The sequence below is a fragment of the Candidatus Binatia bacterium genome, assembly GCA_023150935.1.
Lineage (GTDB): Bacteria > Desulfobacterota > Binatia > HRBIN30 > HRBIN30 > JAKLJW01.
Window position 1 is genome coordinate 20,048 of sequence record JAKLJW010000007.1, and the last position, 24,025, is coordinate 44,072.

The window sequence follows — 24,025 nt, forward strand, 5'->3', positions numbered from 1 at the left end:
CAGCTTATATCTCGACGTTCGCGACCAACCCTTGCGGATCGCCGGCGTAGCGCGCCACGCTCAGCTCGTACCGGCCACCCTCGACTACCCACGCGCCAGCCTCGCGTACGGCAAGGGTACGGAGATCGAACGGGATCTCCACCTCGGGCGCAGCCCCGGCCGCCACCTCGATCCGCGCGAAGCCCACCAACCGCCGCACCGGTCGATCGTAACGCGAGCCGCACACCCCGGCATACACTTGCACCACGGTAGAGCCGGCTCGCTTTCCCGTGTTCGCAACTGTCACCCGCGCGCGCCGCTGCAAACCGTCGCCGTCGACGCTCAGCCCGCTCAGTGCAAAGCTCGTGTACGAGAGTCCGAACCCGAACGGGTACGCCGCCTCGTTACCGTCGCGGTCGAGCTTCCACTGCCCGTGCCACAGATCGTAGGTCACCGCAGTCGCCTCGCGGTCGAAATCCGGCAGATGACCGGCGTCGGTCGGAATCGCGAACGGCAGGCGCCCACCCGGCTCCGCGCGGCCGAGCAACACATCGGCCAGCGCGTGCCCGCCCTCCATGCCCGGATACCACAGCAGCAGAATCGCCGGGACCTGCCGGCGCCACCGCTCCATCAAGACCGCGCTGCCACCCATGACCACGACCACCGTGCGTGAATTGGCGGCGCCCACCGCCTCGACGAGAACTTCGTCCGCCTCCGAAAGGGTCAGCGCGCGGCGATCGCCCCCCGGCGCGAATGCCCCGGAGGAGCCCATCCTTGCCACCCCGGCCTGCACCTGCGCCCCCACCTCCGGGTCGGTCAAGGGCGGGAAGAGGTGCATCAGGTCGGCCGCGCGCGCGACGTCGATGTACTCGCCCTCGTCGCGCTTCGTGTATCCAACCACGACGATGGCAGCGTCGGCGTCGCTGGCAAGCGCGCGGGCACACGCGAGGTCCACGCCGTCGTCGTACGCGACATCCGTCCCCGGCAGGGCGGCGCGAAGGCCGTCGAGCGGCGTCACCACGCCGGGCGGATGAACGTCGCTCGACCCACCGTCCCCGAGGTTCGGCTCCGCGGCCAGACGTCCGATGACAGCCACCCGACGGAGGCACGCCCCATTCAACGGCAGCACGGCTCCCGCGTTCCGCAGTAACACGATGCTCTTCTGCGCCGCCTCGCGAGACAGCGCACGGTGCGCGGCGCAGGCCACCACGCCACGGTCGCCGGGGCCCTCGAACACGTGCGCGAACCGCAACAGCGTGGCGACGATCCGTTCCACGGCCGCGTCGACCAGCGCAACGTCGAGCCTGCCCTCCGCCAGTGCCGCCGGGAGGTGCTGTTCGCGCTGCTGTACGTACGGCATCTCGATGTCCAACCCGGCCTCCACCGACCGCACTGCATCGCGCAGGCCGAACTGGAAGTCGGACACCACAAAACCCGCGAAGCCCCACTCCTCGCGCAAGATCTCCGTGAGCAACCCCCGGTTCTGCCCGCACCACTCTCCGTTGACGGAGTTGTAGGCGCTCATCACACTCGCCACCCCCGCTTCGACGAGGCGCCGGAAGTGCGGCAGGTACACCTCGTGCAGCGCTCGCTCGCCGATACTGACGTCGACCGTGAAGCGCGCGTTCTCCATCGAGTTGCAGGCGTAATGCTTGACGCAGGCCATGGCGTGGCGCTGCACGCCGCGGGCCAGAGCCGCACCCATTTCGCCGACGTGCAGCGGGTCTTCTCCGTAGGTCTCCTGCGCACGGCCCCACGCCGGGTGGCGCAACAGGTTGACACAAACGCCGCCGTAGAACGTGGCGCCCTGCGCCCGCAACTCCTTGCCGATCGCCTCGCCGATACGCTCCTCGAGCCCGGGATCGAAGGTCGCACCCCGCGCCATACTCACCGGAAACGCGGTGCAATTGCCCACCACCACGCCGCGCGGACCGTCGCTGAACCGGATGCCCGGCACTCCCAGACGCGGCACCGTCGCGGCCGGGTACGGATGCCGATAGTATCCCCCCGCCAGCGCATCGAGAATACCGGCCCAGAAGGGTGTGTCGCCGTCGAGGCAGGAACGCCTCTCGTCGAGGGTCATCGCGGCAACCAGCGCCCCAGCCTCCGTTCGGGCGTCGGCCCCGTCGCGAACGCGGCGCGCCGCCGCGGCAAATGGCGTTGTCATGCGTTGAATCCTCCCGGCATCCTGCCCCCGGGCAGACCCGCCAGCCCGCGCAATCGCGCCCGGGGGGCTCCCTTGAAGGGTGTAGACGGCTTGCATAGACTCGGGCCTTATACTGATCGGAGGGCGAATGATCATCCCTGATTCTGCCAAACGTTGGGTCGCACAAATCGCCGATCAAACCACTCCCGACCAGGTCGTGTGGTGCGACGGCTCGGCCGAGGAACACGCTCGGTTGACCGCCGAGGCCGTCAAGACCGGGGTGCTCATACCGCTTAACCAGGAAAAGCTCCCCGGGTGCTACCTGCACCGCAGCCATCCCAACGACGTCGCCCGCTCCGAACACCTGACCTTTATCTGCACGCGAAGCAAGGAAGCCGCCGGACCGACCAACAACTGGATGGACCCGGCCGACGCTCGCAAGACCGTCGGGGGGTTGTTCAAGAAGTGCATGAAGGGTCGCACCCTCTACGTCGTGCCCTTTCTCATGGGCCCGCCGTCATCGCCGTTTTCCAAGGTCGGCATCGAGATCACCGACAGCATCTACGTCGTCCTCAACATGCGCATCATGACCCGCATGGGCGCCGTGGCGCTCGACCATCTGCAGGGCCGGGACAACTTCACGCGCTGTCTGCACTCGCTCGGCGAGCTCGATCCGGAGAAGCGCTTCATTCTGCACTTCCCGGAGGACAACGAGATCTGGTCGATCGGTTCCGGCTACGGCGGCAACGCGCTGCTCGGCAAGAAGTGCCTGGCCCTGCGGATCGCAAGCTGGCTCGGCAAGCAAGAAGGCTGGCTCGCCGAGCACATGCTGATCCTCGGCGTGCAGACCCCCGACGGCAACACCCGTTACATCACCGGCGCCTTCCCGAGTGCCTGCGGCAAGACGAACCTCGCCATGCTGGTGCCGCCGCCGGAGATGGCCGCCGCAGGTTACAAGGTCTGGACCCTCGGGGACGACATCGCATGGTTGCGCCCCGGGGAAGACGGCCGTCTCTGGGCGATCAACCCGGAAGCGGGCTTCTTCGGCGTCGTCCCCGGCACCAGTGCGAAAACCAACCCCAACGCGATGCGCACCATCGCGAGGAACACGATTTACACCAACGTGGCGCTTCGCAAGGACGGCACGGTGTGGTGGGAAGGGCACGACGAACCGGCCCCGGACGAGGCGATGGACTGGCAGGGGATGCCCTGGACACCCTTCTCTTCGGAACCGGCAGCGCATCCGAATTCCCGCTTCACGGCTCCGGCCGTGCAGTGTCCGTCGATCTCTCCCCTCTGGGAAGACCCCCGGGGCGTGCCGATCGACGCCATGCTCTTCGGGGCCCGCCGGCAGCGGGTGGTGCCGCTGGTGTTCCAGGGCACGACGTGGCAGCACGGGGTCTTTCTCGCCGCCACGCTGGCTTCCGAGACCACGGCGGCCGCCGCCGGGAAAGTGGGCGTGCTGCGCCGCGACCCGATGGCCATGCTGCCGTTCTGCGGATACAACATGGCCGACTACTGGGGACACTGGCTCGAGGTCGGCGCGCACCTCGCCCACGCGCCCAAGATCTTTCGCGTCAACTGGTTCCGGACGGGTGCAAACGGCAAGTTCCTCTGGCCCGGCTTCGGCGATAACCTGCGGGTCCTGCAGTGGATCATCGACCGTTGCGCGGGCAAGGGAGAGGCCGAACGCACGTTTCTCGGCTACATCCCGACCCGACGCGTCATTGACCGGACCGGGATCGATGTTCCCGACGCGGTCATGGATCAGTTACTGCACGTCGACCGCGTCGACTGGCTGGACGCCATCGAGAGCCAGCAGTTGTTCTTCGAGAAGTTCGGCGCCCACCTGCCAGGAGCCATCGTCGAAGAGCATCAGGCGCTGGCGCACCGCGTATCGGAGGCGCTCCTGAAGGCCGACTGATTGGCGGCGGCGGCAGGCTGGGCCGCCGGGCTCGGCGGGAGCCGAGCCCTCCCCATGCGATTTCTTCGCACCGTGCACGCAAACGCGGGAATTGTAAAACAGGAAGAAGGGCGGCGTGGTCGCCGTCCGTCTTCAGCAAGGCAAGCCGGTCAGAGGCCGGCGTAGGGGTCGACCTTCTGCCACGCGTCGACAAGCTTGACGTCGACTCCCCCGGCGGCGGCGCGTTGCGCGATGAAGTCCATCGAGATGTCGAAGTCGTCCAGTAAACGCGGCAGGGGCAGCAGCGGCTCCGTCAGCGGCCGACTGAAATCGTCCCAGTGGATCGGGATCACCCGTCGCGCACCGACGCTGGCGACGACCTCGCGCCAGTACTCGTCGCGGTACGCATCGTCGCGCGAGCCGAGGCCGCCGATGCCGAGAAAGACGATCTCCGCGCGCCGGCCACGGAGAGCACCGGGCAGGTAGCCGGCGCTTCCCTGCACGAGGAAGCTCCGCTCGCCGTTATCGAGCAGCACCGAGAAGCTGCCCCCTTCGAGATAGTCGGCGGCGCGGGCGGGTGGGCGAAGCGGCGCCCCGATCTCGCCCATCGCCATGCCGTGCGGGAAGTGACGCGACGGGATCACCGTAACGCGCCAGCGGCCGAAAGTGAGCGTCTCGCCGCCGCGGACCACGCGGGTACGCTCCTCGGCAAGGCCGCCGCCGCGGCCAACGTTCGCCGTCGATTCCGAGCCGACGAGAAGAGCGCCGCTGCGGCGCGCGACCTCGGGCGCATCCATGGCGTGGTCGTAGTGCGAGTGCACGACAAACACGGCCGCGACACGCTCGACCCCGGCTCGCCGCAGCGACTCTTCGATCCTCGGCATGTCCGGCTCGATTCGCATCAGAGCCGTGCGCAGCAAACCCGGCCGGCTGAAAAAGCCGTCGATCAGGATCGCCGTGTCGCCGTCGTCGAACAGGAGCGTCGAAACACCGAGAAAGGTAACCCGCACCGGCGCCGTTTCCGCCGCCGCGGGGAGCATGAGTCCGCGGCGGCGCTCGATCGACGGCCGGTCGTTCCACGCGTACACCAGCCATCCCCCGGCGACGGCGAACAGAACGAGTACGGCAACCGCCAAGCGACGCATCGCCGATCTGCTTGGCCGATCTCGCCCACCACGTCAACACCCCCGACGCGCTGCGGAAGGACCCACCGCGCAGGCTGTCCCGCCGCTGTGCACCCGGTCACCTCGCGCGAGAGTGCCGCCCGCTTACACGCGGGCGATCTGTGCCACGCTGTCGAAATGCCGATCCCGCGCAAAGAGCACGAGATTGTGCTGGAGGACCAGGGCAGCAATCCACAGGTCATTCGTTGGAATCGGCGTCCCCTGGCGCCGGAGTTGCCGATAGACGGCGGCATAGCGGTTGCTGTCGATGGCCAGCTTCATTTCCACAGCTCGACGTCGACGCGATCCTGAGCCTCCAGCTCCGCCTCGCATTCAGGATCGTCGGCCCAGGTGCCCGCCAGGTCACTCAAATCTCGGCGCCGAATGCGTTCACCGGCCAGTCCCGTCGCTTGCAGGAGCGCCTCGATCACCACCTCGTTGAGGCTCTTGTCCTCTTGTTTCGCCCGCCGCCGGAGAGCCGCGTCGACACGCGCAGGCACGTTTCGATTCGTCTTATCGATCTTTTCAACCGCGCCGCTGCACCGCGCGGATCTGCCGCGCCATCATCCATTCCACAATGCGCGGCACCCACCGCTTGATCCGCACGACGAGGCGCGCGTCACGCCCCGGGACGATCACCGCGGCCCGCCGCGCCATGCCGGCCAGCAACTCGACGGCGGCTTCGTCGGCGGTCATTATCCGCGCCCCGGCCGACACCGCCCTGGTTTCCGCCGGTTTGCTCTGGTTCTCGATGGCGTACCCCGGCGTGTCCATGTCGGGCGGACACAGCACCGACACGGTAATTCCGTGCGGTGCCAGCTCGCAGCGCAGCGCTTCCGACAAACCCACCACGGCGAACTTGGCCGCGCAGTAATCGCTGAATCCGATCACGCCGATGAGTCCGGCCACCGAAGCGGTGTTCACGATGTAACCGCCGCCGCGAGCCTTCATGTGAGGCACCAGCACCTGCATCGTGTTCCAGCAACTGTGCAGGTTCACCCTTAAGGTCTCCGTGAGCCGTTCCTGCGTAATGTCCTCGAAATACCCCGGCCTCGCCTGCCCGGCGCAGTTGAGCAGCGCCGCCGGCGTTCCGTGCGCAGCGATCGCCGCGGTCACCACCTCCCGCACCGCTTCGGGGTCGCCAACGTCGAGTTCGTAGTGGGCCACCGTCTGACGCACATCGCGCCGGGCGGCGGCAATCTCCCGACCCGCGGCCTCCAGCGGCCCGCGGCGTCGCGCGAACACAACTACATGCGCGCCCAGCGCGGCGAGACGCCGTGCCGCCGCCAGCCCGAGTCCCATCGACCCCCCGGGAATGAATACAGTCTGTCCTGCGAATTCGTGCGGCTTCATTTAGCGCTCCGTCGGAGTTGCAGCCTGGAGTCTGGCCAAGAGCGGCCGTTCGTCGTACGCGACCCGCCACCGCCCACCGACCACCACCCCTGCGCCCCGCTGCCCCGGGTTCGGCAATCTGGTACGCTCTCCGGCCATGGCGGGACAGATACATACCAGGACCGAGGGTCATATCGGCTGGATCGTCTTCGACAACCAGGCTCGGCGCAATGCCATTTCGAGCGAAATGTGGCGGGCCATCCCGCCCGCCGTCGAGCAACTCGACGCCGACCCCGCCGTACGCGTCGTCGTCATGCGCGGAGCGGGCGAGGTCGCCTTTGTATCCGGCGCCGACATCTCCGAGTTCGAGCGCGCCCGTGCCGGCACTGCCGCCGAGGACTACGACCGGCAGAACGCGCGCGCGGTGACCGCCCTGCTTTCGTGCTCCAAGCCGCTGCTGGCGATGATTCACGGGTTCTGCGTCGGTGGCGGCTGCGCCCTCGCGCTCACCGCGGACCTGCGCTACAGCGCCGACGACGGCGTCTTCGCAATTCCCGCGGCGCGGCTGGGCCTGGGCTACAGTGCGGCCGGCATCGAGCTGCTCGTGCACGTCCTCGGCCCGTCGGCCGCCAAGGAACTCTTCTTCACGGCCCGCAGGTTCCCCGCCACCGACGCTCTGCGCCTCGGCATAATCAATCACATCGTACCCAAGGCCGATCTCGAAGCCGCCGTCCGCGAAGTTGCCGCGGAGATCGCCGGCAACGCGCCGCTGACCATTCGCGCCGCCAAGCGGGCCATGCAGGAACTTCTGCGCGAGCCCGCGCAACGCGACCCGGCTGGAGTCGCTCGCGCCGTGCACGCCTGCTACGAGAGCGCCGACTACATGGAAGGTGTGCGCGCCTTCCTCGAGAAGCGCCGCCCCCGCTTCCACGGCCGCTGACGGCGCCCCGGGCGCCTTCAGCGCTTCAGCGCAGTCCGGAAGCGGTCGATGATCCCGGCGGCCGTGTCGCGCGCGTCGCCGAGGAGACTGTCAGCCGTCTGCTTGACGTCCTTCCATGACTCGCCGGCCGCCGCGGATACCTGTTTCAGCGTGCGCGCGGCCTCCCGTTGCTTCGCCTTCAGGACACCGAGCTGCGCGTCCGCTTCTTTGCGCAGGGCGCGTATGCGCGCACGAGCGTCCACCTCGATCTCGCGCTCGGCCTGGCGGAAGCCACGCTGGATCTCGGCCATGGACTTCTCGAGGTGCGCAACGCCCTTCTGGATTTCTCCGTAGGCGGCCCGTGCCTCGCCGGACATCTTCGCCTGCGCCCGCTGCGCGGCGGTCTTCGGCTTCGCACCCTTCCTCGTCTTCTTGCTCGGCATGCTCGTCTCCTCTCCGGCGGGGCCTGGTCCCCCGTGTTCGTCAACGCCCTATGTCGCCGATCCTCTACCACATGCATCGAGCGCCATTCCACCTCCGCACGATCCGCAGCCAGTGCGTCCGTCGTGTTGTCTCGAATCTACGGCGCCTCGCCGAACCACCTCCGCCTCTCCCGTTCAAGCGCCAGTACACTTCTCGTTCCGTCCGCGCCGTGCTAGAAAGTAACCTCCTACGTGCGGCGGTGTCCACGCACGCGCCACTTCATCTGGAAACAGGGCACCGCAACCTATCGCCACCACACTTGATCGGGCCACCCCCCCGATGGACCGGCGGCGAGGGCGGAAGTCCGGATACGGGTGACAGATCCGAAAGGTCCGCGGGCAGGCAGCCTGCGAGGAAGCCGACGGCGCACAGCGCACTGGAGGAGGTCCGAGCGGTGCTTGTATTTCTGATTCACATTCGAGATCCCCAGTTCTACGCGCTCCCCGCGGCAACCCGCGCCACGAACGGCAGGACCCGCATCATGGGCTTTCCGCCCATTGGCATTATGTCCCTCTCCGCGGTTCTAAAACGGGCGGGCCACGAGTGCGTCATGTTCGACCAGGCCAACCCGGAAACGCCGAACGACACAATCGTCGCGGAGATCCGCCGGAGAAGGCCCGGTCTGGTCGGCTTGAGCTTCCTGAGTACGACCAGCTACCCGTATGCCAAGGTCCTCGCGCGTCAGATCCGCGCCGACAATGCCCAGGTGCCACTGGCCTTTGGCGGGGTGTTCGCCACTCTAAATGCGGTGCTGGTGAAGCAGCAGTGTCCGGAGGTCGACTTCGTCTGTCGCGGCGAGGGCGAGCAACTTCTTCTCGACCTCGTGGAGCGGCTGGACGACCCCGGCAGCGTCGCGGGAGTAACCTGGGCCGACGGCGACCGGGTCGTACACAATCCCGATCGCACGTTGGACCGGCGGCTCGACCAGTGGCCTTTTCCCGACCGCGAGAGTTTGCCGCTCGAGTTCGTCGAGTCGATGCCGCTCGACGTTCCGACCGTCCTTTCCATGGATCGATTCACCACCGTGCAGACGTCACGCGGCTGTCCGTGGTCGTGCGTGTTCTGCGACATCCCGATCTTCAACGAAGGCAAGTGGCGCTCGCGGAGTCCGCAGCACGTGGTCGGCGAACTCGCCCACCTGCAGCGGGAGGGCTACGGAGCGGTTTACTTCGTCGATGACCATTTCCTGCTGCAACCCAAACGGATAGACGCGATCTGCAAGGGCATCGCCGACGCCGGGGTTACGATCAAGTGGGGCTGCGAGGGCCGGGTCGGCTCGACGGCGGAGCACCTGTTCCCGGCGATGGTCAGGGCGCACTGCCGCACCGTGATGTTCGGCGTCGAAAGCGGGAGTCAGGCGGTTCTCGACCGGCTGAAGAAGCGGCAGACCCTGGCCGACGTCGAAACCGCGGTTACTGCAGCCAAGCGGGCCGGCGTCGAAATCGTGCACGGGTTCTTTGTCGTCGGCAGCCCCGGTGAGACGGTCGAGGACATGCACGCCACCTTCGACTTCGCCGCACGCCTGCCGCTTGACACTTTCGCGTTCAATCGTCTGTGCGTGTACCGCGGCACGCCCCTGTGGCAGGAGTACGTTGCGCGCGGCATCGTGAGCGACGCTGCCGACTGGTACAAGTACTTCAAGTGCTCCGAGATAGATTCCACCTGTCTGTCCGGCGAGCAGATCAACGCGGTGCGCGCCAGCGGCCTGCGACGCGTGTTCCGCTACAAGCTCCTGCACTACCCGATACAGACACTGCGCCTGCTGCGCCGCTTCCTGCGACACATGCCGCTCCGGGACGTACTCTACCTGCTTCGCAAACCGTTCCTCGGAAACAGCAGCGGCGCCACCCCCAACGAAGTGCTGTCACGCACCGTCGATCACGCCACCCTCAAGGACAGGGCAGCACAACTGACCCGCCAGCCCGAACCGCAACTCGACGTTCCCATCGAGCAGTCGCCAGCTTCCTTACCGGGCCACTGAAAGACAGCCCTCGCGCGCCTACCTCTGCCACGGATAGTCGGCGTACGGATACGCCGTGCACGCCGGCTCGGCCGCGTACTCCGACTGCGAGTACCCGCGCGAGAACTTCGCCAGGCTCCGCAGGACCATGCAACGGTCGCGCGGTGCCGACAGGGCCGGGTCGGCAGCCACCTGCGCCAGCACTAGATCGCGCGTCACCGGGGAATCCGACATCCTCAGGCCGCCGCCGGCGGGTGTGTCGAGCACCATGAACTTCGGCGCCCCCACCGTAAGATCCCACGATGTCCATAACGGCAACGACCCGTCGCGGCCCTGACCGGGGTCACCGGTGCGCGCGAACTGCGTCCAGTACGACATCATCTGCGACGACAGCAGCAGGCGCCCCGCTTCGTTGTTGTCGGTGAAGAGCATGCTGGCCGCCGGTCCGAGATCCCAGTGCCCGAACACGAACGGGATCTCGAGTCCGTGCGCCGCCCCCAGCATCTCCGACAGATCGGCGCCGAGGTACGTCGGCTCTTCGTCCCAATCGAACCGATACACGAACGCACTCGGCCTCTGCGCGGCCGCCATAGTCGCCGCGGGCTCGTCCGCTCCGGTCGCCTTCCACATTAGACTCAAGTACTTCGCCGTCAGGTCGTACATGCGCGGGTCCCGCAGCCGCGGCAGTATCCAGAGCACCCGCTTCACCCAGAATGGGTCGGCAAACATGAACAGCTTGTTTTCGTCGCGGTTGGTCCCGAGCATCACCGGCACCTCATTGTACCCGCCTCTCTGCGCGAAACGATCGAGCGCCGGCTCGGCTGGCAGCACCACACCGTCGGGAAACACCTTCGGCATGTCGATCATGCCGATGCCGGGCATGGGCTTGTAGGCCTCGAGAATGGCCGTCGTGCTCCTGCCCCTCAGGTACGCCGCTATTTCCGCGTCGGTCATGGCCTGCAAGCGCGCCCGCGCGGCGGCGCGACCGCCGGCAAGCCCGTCCTCCTGAAGCATGCGCAGCGCGGCCTCACCGCTGCTGTTGCCGGCGCCCGGCTCGGCCTCGTCGGTGAAGTTCTCGGCCTCGGCGATTGGGCTCATCCACGTTCCGCCGCTCTCGACGATGGCCCGATGGAACAATCCCGTCGCCTGCGAGCTCAGCAGCAGCGTGAAGGTATTCAATCCGCCGGCCGACTCGCCGAAGATCGTCACGTTATCCGGATCGCCGCCGAACGCCGCGGCGTTGTCGCGTACCCACTGCAGGGCGCGCACGAGGTCGAGCGTGCCGAAGTTGCCGGACTGCCCCGCCGGCGACGGGTCACCGGCGCGCAGAGCCGCCAGTCTGAACCAGCCGAATGGTCCGAGGCGGTAGTTGGGGGCGACGACAACCACGTCATGCGTTGCCGCCAGCCGGCCGCCGTCATAGTTGGCGGCCTGCCCGATCGAATTGCCGCCGCCGTGGATCCACAACATGACCGGCCGCCGCCCACCGGTCGCACCGCGCGGGGCCCAGACGTTCAGGTAGAGGCAGTCCTCGTTGCCGACCGGCTCGTCGCTGCGGCCGGTCGCCACGCCGCCGAATACGCTCGAGTATTGCGGGCACGGATCGCCGCTGGCCAAAGCCTCACGCGTCCCCGGCCACGGTGACGGCGGTTCTGGTGCACGCCAACGAAGGTCGCCTACGGGGGGACGCGCAAACGGAATTCCCAGCCACGCGTCGCTGCCGTACTGGCCTTTGAAGCCGAGCACCGCGCCCGACGCTGTCGTCCGCCGCGTGCTTGCATCAGGCTCGTGCCGTTCGCGGCGTTCACGTTCGCAACCCGCGGCACTCCCGAGCGCCACCACAATACATAGGGCCGCCATCCCGCGCGACATATTGGTCATAGTCTCCCTCACGTCCCGACTGGCATACGCCCTGGACGGCCGCCCGGGCAACCCCCGACCAGGGGCAATGGGGGGCTGCCGTCGGGGTCGGCATCGGTATCGATTCGATTCCCTCGATCCCGATAGCGATTCCGATCCCGTCCCCGCAGAGAGGCCCACATTTCCATCGTCCCGGGACGACCGCCAGGTCATGGGCACTCCCGCCGGGAGAGGAACCTGACTCCGTCGCGGGGTGCCGTTGCCGTACGGTGGCGGCGGGTTGCGCGCCGAACCCACGCAGAGCGCACGTTCCACCTGAATGCGCGTACCGCAGGAACACGCGCGGAGCGCACGTGCCATCTCGCGCCGCTGGAACGCGCTCGGAGATCGCGTTCCACCTCAAGCCCAAACGCGCTCGGAGATCGCGTTCCACCCTGGACCGCAGGCTACCGTGCCGGCGCTTCGATCTCGCTTACACGGATCGTGTCCAGCGTCGGGTAGAACACCCCCAGCACCCGCACCCGTTTGCCGCTGTAGGTGCCGGCATCGAGCACCGCACGCACGGGGGTGTCGCCGGCCACGAGCCGGTGGACCTTCACGTCCCCGTCGATCAGCAGTCCGAAGCGGCGCGCGCTGCCGTCGCATGCCGGCGCTCGACCTGCCGTCGTCACGGCACACGGCAGGGCAACCAGCGTGCCGACGTACTCGCCGGTAGGCTGCGACTCGCCGGTGAGGTACTCGCTGTCGGTCAGGGCGTCGACGGTGCCGGGATTCGGCGCGGCCGCGATATTGGCCCCACAGCCGCTCAGGCACGCGAGCAGGAACCAGATCGAGAGTCCGGCCGTCCGTCTGCTGCGGCATCGTCGCATCGCTATTCCTCCCCTGCCCCATCGCCACTCTTCGGAGATTCCCGCAACTTTGTCAAAAGTGGCGCGCCTGCTTTCTCTCCCTCCCGGCTGTGCTAGGACGATAGGCTCCGAGAAGGAAACGATAGTGGCGGCAAGTCGCGTGCAGATCTTCGCCATCTGGGTCCTGACGACCTTACTGGTGGCGCTGTTCGTTCTCGCCGGCGGCGGTAAGCTCGCGGCCACGGAGCAGGCGGCCGCGGAGTTTGCACGCTTCGGCTACCCGCAGTGGTTCATGCTTCTGATTGGCGCCCTCGAACTGCTTGCCGGTCTGTCCCTGCTCTTCCCGCGCTCGGCCCTGCCCGGCGCCCTTACGCTCGTCCCGGTGATGGCCGGCGCGGTGTGGACGCACTGGCGCCTGGGCGAACCGGTCCTCGCGCCGGCGACCGCAGGCGGCATGCTGGCGCTGCTCGCCTGGTTGCGCTGGACCACGGGCGCCGCGCCCCGTGCGCCGGTTGCGGGCGACGCCCGGCGTCGATAAAGCACGGGCTCGTGCATTGGAGGATGTAATGCGTGACGATCGGATCTGGCGTCTCGACGCTGTGGCGCAGGCGGAATTGGTCCGCCGCGGCGAGGTAACGCCCCTGGAGCTTGTCGATGGCGCGATCGAGCGCATCGAGCGCACCCACGACGCTCTCAACGCGGTTATTCTGCCCGCTTTCGATCGCGCCCGTGACGCCGCGCGGCGCTTGCGTCCTCATACCCGCGATGCCGCCGGCACTATCCCGGCGTTCCTCGGCGTGCCCCTGCTCATGAAGGACCTCGGCGGACAGGAGGGCGGCGCGCCGTTTCACATGGGTATCGGCGGACTGAAGCGCATCGACTGGCGCGCACCGACCGACAGCTACACGGCGGCACGTCTGCGCGCCGCGGGCTTCGTGAGTCTCGGACGCACCAACACGCCGGAGCTGGGACTCCTTCCAACCAGCGAACCGGTCGCTTACGGGCCGACCCGCAACCCGTGGGACCCCACCCGCAGCCCCGGCGGATCGAGTGGCGGCTCGGCGGCGGCCGTCGCCAGCGGGCTCGTTCCGGTCGCACACGCCAGCGACGGTGGCGGCTCGATCCGCATTCCCGCCGCCCACTGCGGGCTCGTGGGCTTGAAGCCGACGCGTGGACGGGTCTCGTTCGGCCCTCTGGCGGGAGAGCGCTGGGCGGGGTTCTCCTGCGAGCTGGTCGTGTCGCGCAGCGTGCGCGACACGGCGGCGGTGCTCGATGTGCTGGCACTGCCGATGCCCGGAGACCCGTACTTCCCGCCGCCCCCGGCAAGGAGGTTCGCCGAGCTTGCGACCCAGACACCGCCGGCGCTGCGCATCGGCGTCCTGACGCACGCGCCACGGTCGGGTATCGGGGTCGATCCTGCCTGCAGGGCGGCGGCGCTGCGGGCCGCGCGCCTACTCGAGGAGCTTGGCCATCGCGTCGAGGAAGCGTCGCCAGGCGCTCTGGCCGACGAGGACGCGACCCGCACGTTCGTCACCGTGGTGGCTTGCAACATCGCCCGGACGCTTGACGCAATCGAGCGGCTGACCGGAAAGGCGCTGGCGGCGATGGACGTCGAGCCCCTCACCTGGGCCGTCGCCGAGCTCGGCCGGGCGACGGCGGCCCCGCGTTACATCGCGGCCGTCGACGCGGCACACGAGTTCGGGCGGAAACTGGCGGCGTGGTGGGAGGAGGGTTTCGATCTGCTGCTCACGCCAACCACGGGCGAACCCCCACCACCGCTGGGCCAATTCCCCAGCACATCGGAAGAGCCGTTTCTCGGTTTTACGCGGGCGGCACCGTTCGGCGCCTTCACGACAGCCTTCAACATGAGCGGTCAACCGGCTATCTCCGTGCCCCTCCACTGGACCGCGGAGGGCCTGCCGGTGGGTGCGCAGCTCGCAGCAGGGTACGGGCGAGAGGATTTGTTGTTGCAGGTCGCGGCGCAGATCGAGCGAGCCGCGCCGTGGGCGGATCGCTGGCCGCCGATAGCGGGGAAGACGGTCACGGGGAATTAGAGGCGCGGTTGTCAGGCGTAAGCGGTTCCGGGTTACGTTGCAGGCTGAGTCGAGAGGATGGCGGGTGCGATGCGTCGAAGCTTTTCGTCGGGGCTGGTGCTGGGATCGATTGCGGGCCTCGCCATCGGTCTGGGGATCGGGGTCGGTTTCGTATCGCCGCGGGGCGACCGGGATTCTCGGGCGACGGCGCTGCAGGTAGAGGAACTGACCCTTAAACTTGCCGAAGCGCAGGAAGCACGCCGGCGAGCCGACCAGCAACTGGAGCGTTTCGCCCAGCTTGCCGAGCAGATGACCGCCAGCTTCGACAAGCTGGACGAGCGTTTCAAGGCGCTGGCCGCGCTGGCAGAAGCACTCGAGGCGCAGGCGACCGCGGTGCCGAGCAGCCCCTCGGCCCCCGCAACGCCCACGTCCCTCAGCGATTCTCCGTCTTGAATTCCTGCAGCAGCCGGCGGGCTTCGGTCAGCTTGCGGCGCATGCCCTTCTTCTCCGCGAACTGCACCGCCGTTTCGAGCAAAGGCAGACCGCGCGCCGGCTCGCCCAGGTCCCGGTAAGCCTGCGCCAGTTCCATGCGCGCACCGACCGCTTCGGGGTCCAGCTCGATGGCCCGCGAGAGGTCGGCCCGCGCCTTGTCCAGACTTCCTCCGAGGAGCCTCGGCAACTGCCGATACAGGCCGCCGCGGGCCGCCAGCGCATCGGCATGGTTGGGATCGAGTTCGAGAACGCGGCCCAGCTCGCTGTTGACCGCGAACAGGTTTATCGGGTTCGGCGCCGCGCCTTCGAGCAACATGATCCGCCCGTTGCTGGCGAACAAAGCGAAGTGAGCGTCCGGATTCAGGTCGTTAGCCGCAACCGCCTGCCGCGCCAGCTCCAGACCCTTGCGGTACGTGGCGAGACGCACGGCATCGTCGAACTCATCCTCGGCCTGCATCATCAAGGCGAGGGATTCGTCTGCCAGACGCCGAGAAGCATCCGCGTTCGTTCCGGCGTAGGCCGGCTGTTGGGCGAGCGCCCTGCCTCCCCATGCAAGCCCAACCGTCGCCAGGACAAGAAGCAAGTACCTCCTCATCACCGCCACCCCTGCCGCATCCGCCGCCGCGGCGACGTTTTGACGTTGAGCATCAAGAACGAGTGTACCTGCGTCGACCGCCGGCAGCAAGCCGCTTTCCCGCGGTGCCGATTGCTGCCCGTCCCGCACGCCGATCTCGGGGCTGGGGCTACACCCATCGCCTCCCGTCTTCGCCCACCCATCAGGTGTTAAGTCCCAATGGTCCTGCACGGACCCTGCACGGACCCTTGACCAGATCTTCACCTCCGGCGTAGAAGCGGCGGCACGGATCGTTCCTAACGCGGTCGGGGCTGCCATCCAACTGACGCATTGGCAGCGGAGCTACGATGAAGAACGTGACACTTCGCGTGTTCAGTCTTCTTTGCGCCACGGCTGCCGCCGTGGTCGCGTGGGTGCTGGTTGCGGCGGTGCGGCCGGACTTCGTTGTGCTGGCCGGCGCCGCGCTGGCTGCCTTCCTGTCGAGCGGCTTCCTGCTGCTGCGGGTTGTTGACCCGGGCACCGACCAGACCATCCGGAGGCGCCGGTTGGTCTGGCTTCTGGCCGGCGCCGCGGTCTACATGTCGGTCGCCCAGTTCACGGTCGGCCGCCAGCCGCCACGAACGCTCGACGATCCGGTGGCGTCCCCCAACGTGAAGTACTGGACACTGCCGGACGGGGGACGCCTCGCGTACCTCCACACCCCGGCAAAAGGGAAGCGGCGCGATACTCCGGTGGTGATGCTGCACGGCGGCCCCGGCATCCCGGCGCTCCCCGTCATCGAAGCGAAGGGAGTCCGACCGCTCGACTTTCTCGCCGCCGATGGCTTCGCCGTCTATTACTACGACCAGCGCGGCGCCGGGTTTTCGAGCCGCGTCGACCTGCGCCGCGAAGATGCGTATTCGGTTGCCGGCCATGTGGCGGACCTCGAGGCGGTGCGAGCGGCGCTCGGGGCCGAACGCATGGTGCTGGTGGGGCACGGATGGGGTGCCACGCTGGCAGCGAACTACGCACTCGCGCATCCCGAACACGTAGCCCGGCTGGTCGTCATCGCGCCGGCACCGCTCTGGTATCCCGCGTTCGAGGAGATGGTGACCCCCGACGCACGGGCCACACTGACCGAGGTTCAGGCGTCGACCCTGGCTCTCCTCGAACAGCCCCCGTTCCGTCTCGTCATCGGCAGATTGACGGCCACCACCAGCCGCAAGGCGGCGCACACGATGGTCGAAGACTACGAAGTCGATCAATGGTGGACCCGCAGCCTGGAAGCTGAGGGGCGGCTCGCGCAACCCAATCTGGTATGCAACAGCGACCCGGCGCGCCTGCTGCCTCCGGTTCTCGGCGTCGGTTATTTCGCCCACAGCTATACGCTCGCCGACGCGTTGCAGCTCCCCGACCCGCGACCCGCCCTGGAGAAACTCCAGGTGCCGGTGCTCATTGTACGCGGGATCTGCGACTACATCCGCTGGGAGGTGGCGCACGAGTACCTCACCACCCTCCCGGGCGCCAAGTACGTGGCCGTACCCGCCGGCGGCTATCTCCTCTGGGTGGAACAACAGTCGCTCCTCGAAACGGTGGTGGGGGCGTTCCTGCGCGGCGAAGAGGTTCCGCTGGCGTTCCACCATCCGAGGGACTGAACGCCAGTACGCTCGCCACAGTTCTCGGCGCCGGTGTATTCCCGGCGCACTCCGTTCGAGCACAAGTCTCCGCGTCCAGATAGCTGCGGCGCCGCGTTGCCGGCTTGGTTGCCGGTCCGGTGTCGCAGCGGTACGGAACGTGCGTGAGCAAAGGGCGGATGCACCTCTACGTCGAACCGACGTCGAAGCGCTGTACCTGGTCGTGAAACCCATCTCGACGGAAGACCGCACGTAAAAGGCTGCGCTCCGCGAGCCGCAAGCGTCGACAGCATGACAGACGATCGCCAGAGCCTCGGTGCGGCGGGAGAGCGGGTCGCCGAGAGCTTCCTGCGCCGTCTACGATATACGATCGTGGCACGCAACTACCGCACCCCGAGTGGCGAGATCGATCTCATAGCCCTCGACGGCCCCACGGTTGTGTTCGTCGAGGTCAAGACCCGCACCGGCACGGATCACGGCTCGCCTTTCGACGCCGTCAGCCGTCACAAGCAGCGGCAGATGACCCGCGCCGCACAGCGCTTCCTTGCCTCCCGGCGTCTGCTCGAGCGACCGGCCCGCTTCGACGTGGTCGGTATCTGGTGGAACGACGGCGAGCCACGCTGCGAGCTGATCCGCAACGCCTTCGACGCCTGCTGAGGCCTCCCCGCGGTGACTGGAATCGGGCCGCCGCCCCGTGCTAACCAGCGGTTGATGTTAGAGATGCGCCTGATCCGCGAACGGACCGACTACGTCAAGACGGAACTCGCCAAGACGGGCTTCGAGGCCGCTGCCATCGACGCCATCGTCGCCGCCGATGCCCGCCGCCGCAGTCTGATTCAGCAAGTGGAGGCCTTGCGTGCCCATCGTGCCGAGGTTTCGCGCACGATCGGCCGCAGCGACCCCGCCGCGCGCACGCAACTCGTTGCCGACATGCGCGCCGTCGGCGACCGCGTCAGCGCCCTCGAACAGGAACTGGCGGAAGCCGAGGCGGACGTCCAGCGGCGCATGCTGGAGGTCCCGAATATCCCCGACCCCTCGGTGCCGGTCGGGGCCGACGATCGGGCCAACACGGTTCTGCGCACCACGGGAACTCCGCGGGAGTTCGACTTCGCGCCGCGGCCGCACTGGGAACTCGGTCCGGCACTCGGCATTCTGGATTTCGACCGTGGCGTGAAGATCTCCGGCTCGCGGTTTTACGTCCTTACCGGCGCCGGGGCGCGCCTGCAGCGAGCGCTTATCGCGTGGATGCTCGACCTGCACACGCGGGTCCATGGTTTCACCGAGGTATACCCGCCCTATCTGGTCAAACAGGAGTGTCTCTACGGGGCCGGCCAGTTGCCGAAGTTCGCCGACAACATCTATCGCGACGCCGAGGACGATCTCTGGATGATCGGCACGGCGGAGATACCGGTGACCAACCTGCACCGCGACGAAATCCTCGAAGCGAGCGCATTGCCCCTGTCGTACGTCTCTTACACGGCGTGCTTCCGGCGCGAGAAGATGTCGGCCGGGCGGGACGTGCGCGGCATCAAGCGCGGGCATCAGTTCGATAAGGTCGAGATGTACAAGATCACCGCGCCGGCCAACTCTGCCGCCGCGCTGGATGACATCCTGCACGCCGCCGAAGCGGTCGCCAAAGGCCTCGCTATCCCGCACCGGGTGATTTCAATCTGCACCGGGGACCTCGGCTTCACGGCCGCCAAGAAATACGATGTGGAGATGTGGGCGCCGGGTTGTGGCGAGTGGCTCGAAGTCAGCTCGTGCAGCAACTGTACCGACTTTCAGGCGCGGAGGGCCAACATCCGCTATCGCCCGGCGCCCCGCGCCAAGCCGGAATTCGTCCACACGCTCAATGGATCGGGCCTCGCCTTGCCGCGCGTGCTCATCGCGGTCCTGGAGAACTACCAGCAACCCGACGGCAGCGTCGTTGTACCCGAGGTCCTGCGACCATTCATGGGCGCCGACCGCATCGTGCGCGGGAGCTGAGTTCCTTCCTTACTCGTGTCCGCCGAGCTGGCGGTGGCGGAAGCAGTCGACGATGTGGTCGTTCACCATGCCGACGGCCTGCATGAAGGCGTAGCAGATCGTCGGGCCGACGAAGCGGAACCCGCGGGCCTTGAGGGCCCCGCTCATCGCTTCCGCGGCGGGCGTCCGGGCCGGCACGTCGCGCGGCCTGCGCCAGCGGTTCTGCAATGTCCTGCCCTCCGTGAAGCTCCAGAGCAGCCTTCCGAAGCTGCCTTCTTTCTCCTGCACGGCGACGAAGGCGCGGGCGTTGTCGATGGCCGCCGCGATCTTCAAGCGGTTGCGGACGATCCCGGGATCGGCCAGCAGGCGTTGCACTTCGCGGGCTCCGTACGCCGCCACCCGCTCCGGATCGAAGCCCGCAAAGGCGCGGCGGTAGTTGTCGCGCTTCTTCAGAATCGTCAGCCAGCTCAAGCCGGCCTGGGCGCCGTCGAGGATAAGATGTTCGAACAGCTCCCGATCGTCGCGGACGGGCACACCCCACTCTTCGTCGTGATAACGAACGTAGATCGGGTCGGCGCTCACCCACGCGCAGCGGATGCGTTTTCCGGTCACGAGTTTCACCGTACTGGAAAAGTCTCGGAGCTTTCTCTGGCCCGCAACGGCGTTCTCCGACACGCGATCGTCAAACGATCTGCGTCGCGTGACCCTTCCAGTAGCGCTCCCTCAGGAGCCGCTTGTAGAGCTTGCCGGTCGGGTGGCGAGGCAACTCCGCCTCGAAGTCGATCGAACGCGGGCATTTGTAACGCGCCAGTTGCTCCTGACAGAAGGCGATCAGCTCACGTTCCAATTCTGCACCGGCATCGCGCATGTCGATCGGCTGCACGACCGCCTTCACTTCTTCGCCGAGCTCCTCGTTAGGCACGCCGAAGACGGCCACGTCGGCAACTTTCGGGTGCGTGACCAGCACATTCTCCGCCTCCTGCGGGTAGATGTTGACGCCGCCGGAGATGATCATGTTGGCCTTGCGATCGGTAAGGTACAGGAAGCCGTCGGCGTCGACGTAGCCGATGTCGCCGAGTGTCGACCAACCCTGCGTATTGCGCGAGCCGGCCGTCTTCTCCGGATCGTTGTGGTATTCGAAACGCGGTCCTTTGGCGAAGTACACCGTTCCTATCTCTCCGGCCGGCAATTCCAGACCGTCTTCGCCGACGATGCGCACCTCGCCGAGCAGGGCGCGGCCAACCGAGCCCTTGTGCGCCAGCCAATCGGTCGAGTCGATCGCCGTGAAACCGTTGCCCTCCGTAGCGGCGTAGTACTCGTGCAGTACGGGTCCCCACCACGCGATCATCTGTTCCTTCACCGGAATCGGGCACGGGGCCGCGGCGTGGATCGCCACGCGCAGGCTCGACAGATCGTAGCGCGCCCTCTCCTCCTCGGGCAGCTTCAGCAGTCGCACGAACATCGTGGGTACCCACTGGCTATGGGTCACACGGTGCCGTTCGATCAAGCGTAACGCCTCGGCCGGATCGAACTTCTCCATGACGACCGTGGTACCGCCAAGGCGGTGCACGGTCATGCAGAACCGCAGCGGTGCGGCGTGGTAAAGCGGCGCAGGCGACAGGTATACGGTGTCGGCGTCGGCGGCGTAGAGTGCGGTGACCAGATGGAAAAGGGGGTTCGGCGTTCCCACGGGACGGCCGGAAAGCGACAGCTTGACGCCTTTCGGACGGCCCGTCGTACCCGAGGAATACAGCATATCCTGGCCTTCGGCCTCGTCGCTCACCGGCGTCTCCGGGTGCGCCGTCACCGCTTCCTCGTAGGCGGAGAACCCGGGGATGGTCCCGTCGAGCATGAATCGGGCCGCAATATCGCGTAGCGGTTCGACCAACTGCGCCGCCGCCTCGCGTTTGTGGGCCGAGGTAAGAAAGACCCTGGCCCCGCAATCGCGGACGATGTACTCCATCTCGCCGGGGGTAAGCCTAGAGCTGACGGCCGTATAGTAGAGTCCGGACCGTTGGGCCGCCCAGGCGATCTCGAAGAACCGGGGGTGGTTCTCGAGGCACAGCGCGACGTGGTCGCCACGGCGCAAGCCAAGAGACCGAAACAGATGCGCGCAACGGTTCGAGCGCTCGTCGAGCTGGCGATAGGTTACGACCTCCCCACTGCCGGCCATGACGTAAGCGGGCTTGCCGGGAGTCGTCAGCGCATGCGTTCCGGGATACATGGGTTAGTCCTCCTTGGACGGGGCGGGTCGGGGTCGCTTTCACGCGCGGTGCCAGCCCACCGATTACGGCGCCGTGGTTCTCAGGGCATCGGGCCGATCACCGGGAGCTCGACTCGAAAGACTGTGCCCCGCGGTTGCTGCGGGCCGAAGCTTATGCTGCCACGGTGGGCCAGCACGATCTGTTTGGCGACGGCCAGGCCGATCCCCGATCCGTGCATTTTGGTCGTCTCGAAGAGCCGAAACACCTGCACCGCTTCCGGTATGCCGGGTCCCGTATCGCTGACGAGGATCTGGACGGTATCGGGTTCCAGGTGGACGACGCGGATACCGACGCGACCGGGGCCACGGTCGATGGCTTCGATGGCGTTCTTGACGAGGTTGTCGAAGACGCGCCGGAGCTTGTACTCGTCGGCGGTTATCTGCGGCAGCCGATCGTCGGCATCGAGGGTAAGATTGATGTCCCGGGCGGCCGCCACCGGCCGCCAGAGGTCGCGCACCTCCTCAAGAAAGCGCATCAGGTCGACCGGCTGGAGGTCGAGTCGCTGTTCGCGCGAGAACTCCATGAACTCCTTGATCAGGACATCCAATCGCCGAACCTCGCCGAGAATGCGCTCCAGCGACGCACGCACGCCTTCGAGCGGTTGCGACGGGTCCCGTTCCGCGCGGCGCACCAGCAGTTGGGCCTGCATGGAAATCCCGGCCAGCGGGTTGCCCAGGTCGTGCACGATCTGCGCCGCGATGGCACCGATATCGGCCAGTCTTTCCCGCTGCTGTGCCGCCTTTTGCAAGTCGCGCACCTCGGCTTCGGCGCGCCGGCGGGCAGTGATGTCGAGTCCGATGCCACCGACGTAACGCCGGCCACCCTCGTCGGTCACCGGGAACTTGAACATGACGAAATCGTGTTCTTCGCCATCGGCCCCCGGCACCGACTCGGCGACCTCGATGGTACGGTCCTCCCGCAGCACCGTGGCGTCGTTGCCGCGCAGGGCGCCGGCTACGGACGCAGGAAGGATGTCGAAATCGGTCCGACCCACGCACTCGGCGGCACCGACGCCGAAGAATCCCTCGAGCGCAGGGTTCATGTAGACGTAGCGGCCCGCGGCGTCCTTGATCCACGCCGGCGTCGGGCTGTTGCTCATGAACGCGTTGAAGCGCGCTTCGCTCTCCCGCAACGCCTGTTCGGCAATCCGCCGGTCGGTGATGTCGCGGAGCGAAGCGAACCCGACGGACTCGCCCTCCCATTCCGTGGCGACGACTCTCATTTCCGCGATGCCGGGACGACCGTCCGGCCGCACGATGTCCACCTCGGTAGCTTCACCGCTCACCAGCGGAGTACCGAACGGCTGCCCGAGCAGTTCGTTCTCGGCGCGGCCGAGCAATCGGGCGCCGGCCGGATTGACGAAACGCACGATGCCGTCCGGATCGACGACGACGATGCCGTCCGGGTTACTGGCGATAATGCTGCGGAAGCGGGCCTCGCTGCGTCGCATCGCGGCTTCGGCGCGTTTGCGTTCGATGAAGTCGCCCGTCTGCCGCCCGATGGCATCGAGCGTCTGGGACCAATCCGCCGCAGGCTCCAGCGCGTCCCGCCCGAAAAACACCATCACCCCCAGAGTCGCCTGCACGGTACGGATAGGGAACGCGTAGGCACCACGGAGACCGAGTTCCCGAGCGCCTCCCTGGCGCACGAATATCGGCGCCGCGGCGAGGTCGCGCGTCCACAGCGCCTGGCCGCTGGCCCACACCTCGCCCGGCAATCCCCGGCCGGGCGGGAAGGCGAGTTGTTGCGTCGAAGCCACGAAGGCCGCCGCCGCCAGCCCCGGCGAGTGCCAGACCGTATCGAGGCGAATCAGGTCGGCGCTGTGGTCGACGCGCCAGAACTCGCCCACCTGCCACCCGATCGTCTCGCACACCGCTCGCAAAATCATCGGCGCGGCGACACTCAGCGAGGCGGATCCCGCCAGCACCTGAGTCACCGCGTGCTGCAGGGTCAGGCGGCTGGCAGCGCGTTTGCGGGCGCTGATGTCGCGCAGGACCCCGGTAAAGGAGCGCCGGCGGCCCACGCGCACCGGGCTCACGGCCACCTCCACGGGAATCTCGCTGCCATCTTTCCGCAGGGCAGTCAGTTCCCGCCCGACACCGATGATGCGAGCCTCGCCGGTACCAAGGTAGCGGGCGATGTATCCGTCGTGCTCCTCGCGGTACGGCGACGGCATCAGCATACTGACGTTCTTTCCGATCGCCTCCTCGGCACTGTAACCGAACATCCCCGCGGCCGCCGGGTTGAACGACTCGATGCGACCGCGATCGTCGATCGTAATGATGGCGTCGGCGGCCGTGGCGAGTATGGCCCGGGTTTGCGCCTCACTGGTGCGCAAGGCTTCGAGCGCCGCGGCAAGCCCGTCGAGCGCTTCTTCGAGTACGGCAGCCTGATTGCGCCCCCGCCCCGCACGCTGGCGCAGCGTCGCCAGATGCCGTCGTGCGGCGCTGAGCCGGTCGTCAACCGCGTTGCCGTTCATTGTCTTCCGAAT

Annotated in this window: 20 protein-coding genes and 1 pseudogene; 9 read left to right on the forward strand and 12 right to left on the reverse strand. The window is 67.4% G+C overall.

All coding sequences use genetic code 11. The features are described 5' to 3' along the window. Positions 1 to 4: 4 nt before the first annotated feature. The gene (locus L6Q96_06545) at positions 5 to 2,146 is read right to left on the reverse strand and encodes a glycoside hydrolase family 3 C-terminal domain-containing protein (GenBank protein ID MCK6554232.1); all 2,142 of its coding nucleotides are present in this window, start codon (positions 2,144 to 2,146) and stop codon (positions 5 to 7) included. A gap of 127 nt (positions 2,147 to 2,273) precedes the next feature. On the opposite strand from L6Q96_06545, the gene L6Q96_06550 reads away from it, so the two are divergent. Then, complete coding sequence (locus L6Q96_06550; GenBank protein MCK6554233.1) at positions 2,274 to 4,049, forward strand: phosphoenolpyruvate carboxykinase (GTP); 1,776 nt, start codon at positions 2,274 to 2,276, stop codon at positions 4,047 to 4,049. 149 nt (positions 4,050 to 4,198) lie between these two features. On the opposite strand, the gene L6Q96_06555 is transcribed toward L6Q96_06550, so the two are convergent. The 4 genes and pseudogenes from L6Q96_06555 to L6Q96_06570 form a co-directional block, all read right to left on the reverse strand. Beyond that, positions 4,199 to 5,173, reverse strand: coding sequence for an MBL fold metallo-hydrolase (locus tag L6Q96_06555; GenBank protein ID MCK6554234.1), 975 nt, complete (start codon positions 5,171 to 5,173; stop codon positions 4,199 to 4,201). A gap of 123 nt (positions 5,174 to 5,296) precedes the next feature. Continuing rightward, positions 5,297 to 5,425: pseudogene (locus tag L6Q96_06560) on the reverse strand (VapC toxin family PIN domain ribonuclease). Positions 5,426 to 5,469: 44 nt separating this feature from the next. Continuing rightward, entirely contained in the window at positions 5,470 to 5,691 is a 222-nt protein-coding gene (locus tag L6Q96_06565) for a hypothetical protein (GenBank protein ID MCK6554235.1), read from the reverse strand. 25 nt (positions 5,692 to 5,716) lie between these two features. Continuing rightward, entirely contained in the window at positions 5,717 to 6,544 is an 828-nt protein-coding gene (locus tag L6Q96_06570; GenBank protein ID MCK6554236.1) for an SDR family NAD(P)-dependent oxidoreductase, read from the reverse strand. A gap of 136 nt (positions 6,545 to 6,680) precedes the next feature. Here L6Q96_06570 and L6Q96_06575 point away from each other — a divergent pair, with 136 nt between their 5' ends. Beyond that, entirely contained in the window at positions 6,681 to 7,463 is a 783-nt protein-coding gene (locus tag L6Q96_06575) for an enoyl-CoA hydratase (protein MCK6554237.1), read from the forward strand. A 17-nt stretch (positions 7,464 to 7,480) separates the two neighbouring features. Here L6Q96_06575 and L6Q96_06580 read toward each other — a convergent pair whose 3' ends face one another. Continuing rightward, positions 7,481 to 7,885, reverse strand: coding sequence for a hypothetical protein (locus L6Q96_06580; GenBank protein ID MCK6554238.1), 405 nt, complete (start codon positions 7,883 to 7,885; stop codon positions 7,481 to 7,483). A gap of 434 nt (positions 7,886 to 8,319) precedes the next feature. On the opposite strand from L6Q96_06580, the gene L6Q96_06585 reads away from it, so the two are divergent. Then, positions 8,320 to 9,906, forward strand: a complete 1,587-nt coding sequence (locus L6Q96_06585) for a B12-binding domain-containing radical SAM protein (GenBank protein MCK6554239.1) — start codon at positions 8,320 to 8,322, stop codon at positions 9,904 to 9,906. A gap of 18 nt (positions 9,907 to 9,924) precedes the next feature. Here L6Q96_06585 and L6Q96_06590 read toward each other — a convergent pair whose 3' ends face one another. Together L6Q96_06590 and L6Q96_06595 are read right to left on the reverse strand one after the other, a co-directional pair. Continuing rightward, positions 9,925 to 11,745: a carboxylesterase family protein gene (locus L6Q96_06590; GenBank protein MCK6554240.1), complete on the reverse strand. Its 1,821-nt coding sequence runs from the start codon at positions 11,743 to 11,745 to the stop codon at positions 9,925 to 9,927. A 446-nt stretch (positions 11,746 to 12,191) separates the two neighbouring features. Next, positions 12,192 to 12,614: a hypothetical protein gene (locus L6Q96_06595; GenBank protein ID MCK6554241.1), complete on the reverse strand. Its 423-nt coding sequence runs from the start codon at positions 12,612 to 12,614 to the stop codon at positions 12,192 to 12,194. Positions 12,615 to 12,738: 124 nt separating this feature from the next. On the opposite strand from L6Q96_06595, the gene L6Q96_06600 reads away from it, so the two are divergent. From L6Q96_06600 to L6Q96_06610, 3 genes are all read left to right on the forward strand, one after another. Then, the gene (locus L6Q96_06600) at positions 12,739 to 13,131 is read left to right on the forward strand and encodes a DoxX family protein (protein MCK6554242.1); all 393 of its coding nucleotides are present in this window, start codon (positions 12,739 to 12,741) and stop codon (positions 13,129 to 13,131) included. 28 nt (positions 13,132 to 13,159) lie between these two features. Beyond that, a complete protein-coding gene (locus tag L6Q96_06605; GenBank protein MCK6554243.1) occupies positions 13,160 to 14,647 on the forward strand; it encodes an amidase in 1,488 nt (495 codons plus the stop codon). Positions 14,648 to 14,716: 69 nt separating this feature from the next. Next, positions 14,717 to 15,079: a hypothetical protein gene (locus L6Q96_06610; protein MCK6554244.1), complete on the forward strand. Its 363-nt coding sequence runs from the start codon at positions 14,717 to 14,719 to the stop codon at positions 15,077 to 15,079. Here L6Q96_06610 and L6Q96_06615 read toward each other — a convergent pair. Continuing rightward, positions 15,060 to 15,713 carry a hypothetical protein gene (locus L6Q96_06615; protein MCK6554245.1) on the reverse strand — a complete coding sequence of 218 codons (654 nt, stop codon included), beginning with the start codon at positions 15,711 to 15,713 and terminating at the stop codon, positions 15,060 to 15,062. The two genes, L6Q96_06610 and L6Q96_06615, sit on opposite strands and share 20 nt — an antisense overlap. A 326-nt stretch (positions 15,714 to 16,039) precedes the next feature. Here L6Q96_06615 and L6Q96_06620 point away from each other — a divergent pair, with 326 nt between their 5' ends. The 3 genes from L6Q96_06620 to serS all read left to right on the forward strand — a co-directional run bounded on the left by L6Q96_06620 (position 16,040) and on the right by serS (position 19,291). Then, the gene (locus L6Q96_06620) at positions 16,040 to 17,326 is read left to right on the forward strand and encodes an alpha/beta fold hydrolase (GenBank protein MCK6554246.1); all 1,287 of its coding nucleotides are present in this window, start codon (positions 16,040 to 16,042) and stop codon (positions 17,324 to 17,326) included. A gap of 270 nt (positions 17,327 to 17,596) precedes the next feature. Beyond that, on the forward strand, positions 17,597 to 17,962 hold the full coding sequence (locus tag L6Q96_06625) for a YraN family protein (GenBank protein MCK6554247.1): 366 nt from the start codon (positions 17,597 to 17,599) through the stop codon (positions 17,960 to 17,962). Positions 17,963 to 18,016: 54 nt separating this feature from the next. Further along, positions 18,017 to 19,291, forward strand: coding sequence for a serine--tRNA ligase (gene serS, locus L6Q96_06630; GenBank protein ID MCK6554248.1), 1,275 nt, complete (start codon positions 18,017 to 18,019; stop codon positions 19,289 to 19,291). A 9-nt stretch (positions 19,292 to 19,300) separates the two neighbouring features. On the opposite strand, the gene L6Q96_06635 is transcribed toward serS, so the two are convergent. From L6Q96_06635 to L6Q96_06645, 3 genes are all read right to left on the reverse strand, one after another. Beyond that, positions 19,301 to 19,882: a DNA-3-methyladenine glycosylase I gene (locus L6Q96_06635; protein MCK6554249.1), complete on the reverse strand. Its 582-nt coding sequence runs from the start codon at positions 19,880 to 19,882 to the stop codon at positions 19,301 to 19,303. Positions 19,883 to 19,952: 70 nt separating this feature from the next. Further along, positions 19,953 to 21,494: an AMP-binding protein gene (locus L6Q96_06640; GenBank protein MCK6554250.1), complete on the reverse strand. Its 1,542-nt coding sequence runs from the start codon at positions 21,492 to 21,494 to the stop codon at positions 19,953 to 19,955. Positions 21,495 to 21,574: 80 nt separating this feature from the next. After that, positions 21,575 to 24,013: a PAS domain S-box protein gene (locus tag L6Q96_06645; protein MCK6554251.1), complete on the reverse strand. Its 2,439-nt coding sequence runs from the start codon at positions 24,011 to 24,013 to the stop codon at positions 21,575 to 21,577. Positions 24,014 to 24,025 lie beyond the last annotated feature (12 nt).

Bases quoted from the DNA above. Each gene is read 5' to 3' on its own strand.
- L6Q96_06625 (MCK6554247.1), top strand. From the start codon at position 17,597: ATGACAGACGATCGCCAGAGCCTCGGTGCGGCGGGAGAGCGGGTCGCC.
- L6Q96_06620 (MCK6554246.1), top strand. From the start codon at position 16,040: ATGAAGAACGTGACACTTCGCGTGTTCAGTCTTCTTTGCGCCACGGCT.
- L6Q96_06610 (MCK6554244.1), top strand. From the start codon at position 14,717: ATGCGTCGAAGCTTTTCGTCGGGGCTGGTGCTGGGATCGATTGCGGGC.
- L6Q96_06550 (MCK6554233.1), top strand. From the start codon at position 2,274: ATGATCATCCCTGATTCTGCCAAACGTTGGGTCGCACAAATCGCCGAT.
- L6Q96_06580 (MCK6554238.1), bottom strand. From the start codon at position 7,885: ATGCCGAGCAAGAAGACGAGGAAGGGTGCGAAGCCGAAGACCGCCGCG.
- L6Q96_06570 (MCK6554236.1), bottom strand. From the start codon at position 6,544: ATGAAGCCGCACGAATTCGCAGGACAGACTGTATTCATTCCCGGGGGG.
- L6Q96_06595 (MCK6554241.1), bottom strand. From the start codon at position 12,614: ATGCGACGATGCCGCAGCAGACGGACGGCCGGACTCTCGATCTGGTTC.
- L6Q96_06615 (MCK6554245.1), bottom strand. From the start codon at position 15,713: ATGAGGAGGTACTTGCTTCTTGTCCTGGCGACGGTTGGGCTTGCATGG.
- L6Q96_06640 (MCK6554250.1), bottom strand. From the start codon at position 21,494: ATGTATCCCGGAACGCATGCGCTGACGACTCCCGGCAAGCCCGCTTAC.
- L6Q96_06575 (MCK6554237.1), top strand. From the start codon at position 6,681: ATGGCGGGACAGATACATACCAGGACCGAGGGTCATATCGGCTGGATC.
- L6Q96_06605 (MCK6554243.1), top strand. From the start codon at position 13,160: ATGCGTGACGATCGGATCTGGCGTCTCGACGCTGTGGCGCAGGCGGAA.
- L6Q96_06555 (MCK6554234.1), bottom strand. From the start codon at position 5,173: ATGCGTCGCTTGGCGGTTGCCGTACTCGTTCTGTTCGCCGTCGCCGGG.
- L6Q96_06645 (MCK6554251.1), bottom strand. From the start codon at position 24,013: ATGAACGGCAACGCGGTTGACGACCGGCTCAGCGCCGCACGACGGCAT.
- L6Q96_06545 (MCK6554232.1), bottom strand. From the start codon at position 2,146: ATGACAACGCCATTTGCCGCGGCGGCGCGCCGCGTTCGCGACGGGGCC.
- L6Q96_06590 (MCK6554240.1), bottom strand. From the start codon at position 11,745: ATGGCGGCCCTATGTATTGTGGTGGCGCTCGGGAGTGCCGCGGGTTGC.
- serS (MCK6554248.1), top strand. From the start codon at position 18,017: ATGTTAGAGATGCGCCTGATCCGCGAACGGACCGACTACGTCAAGACG.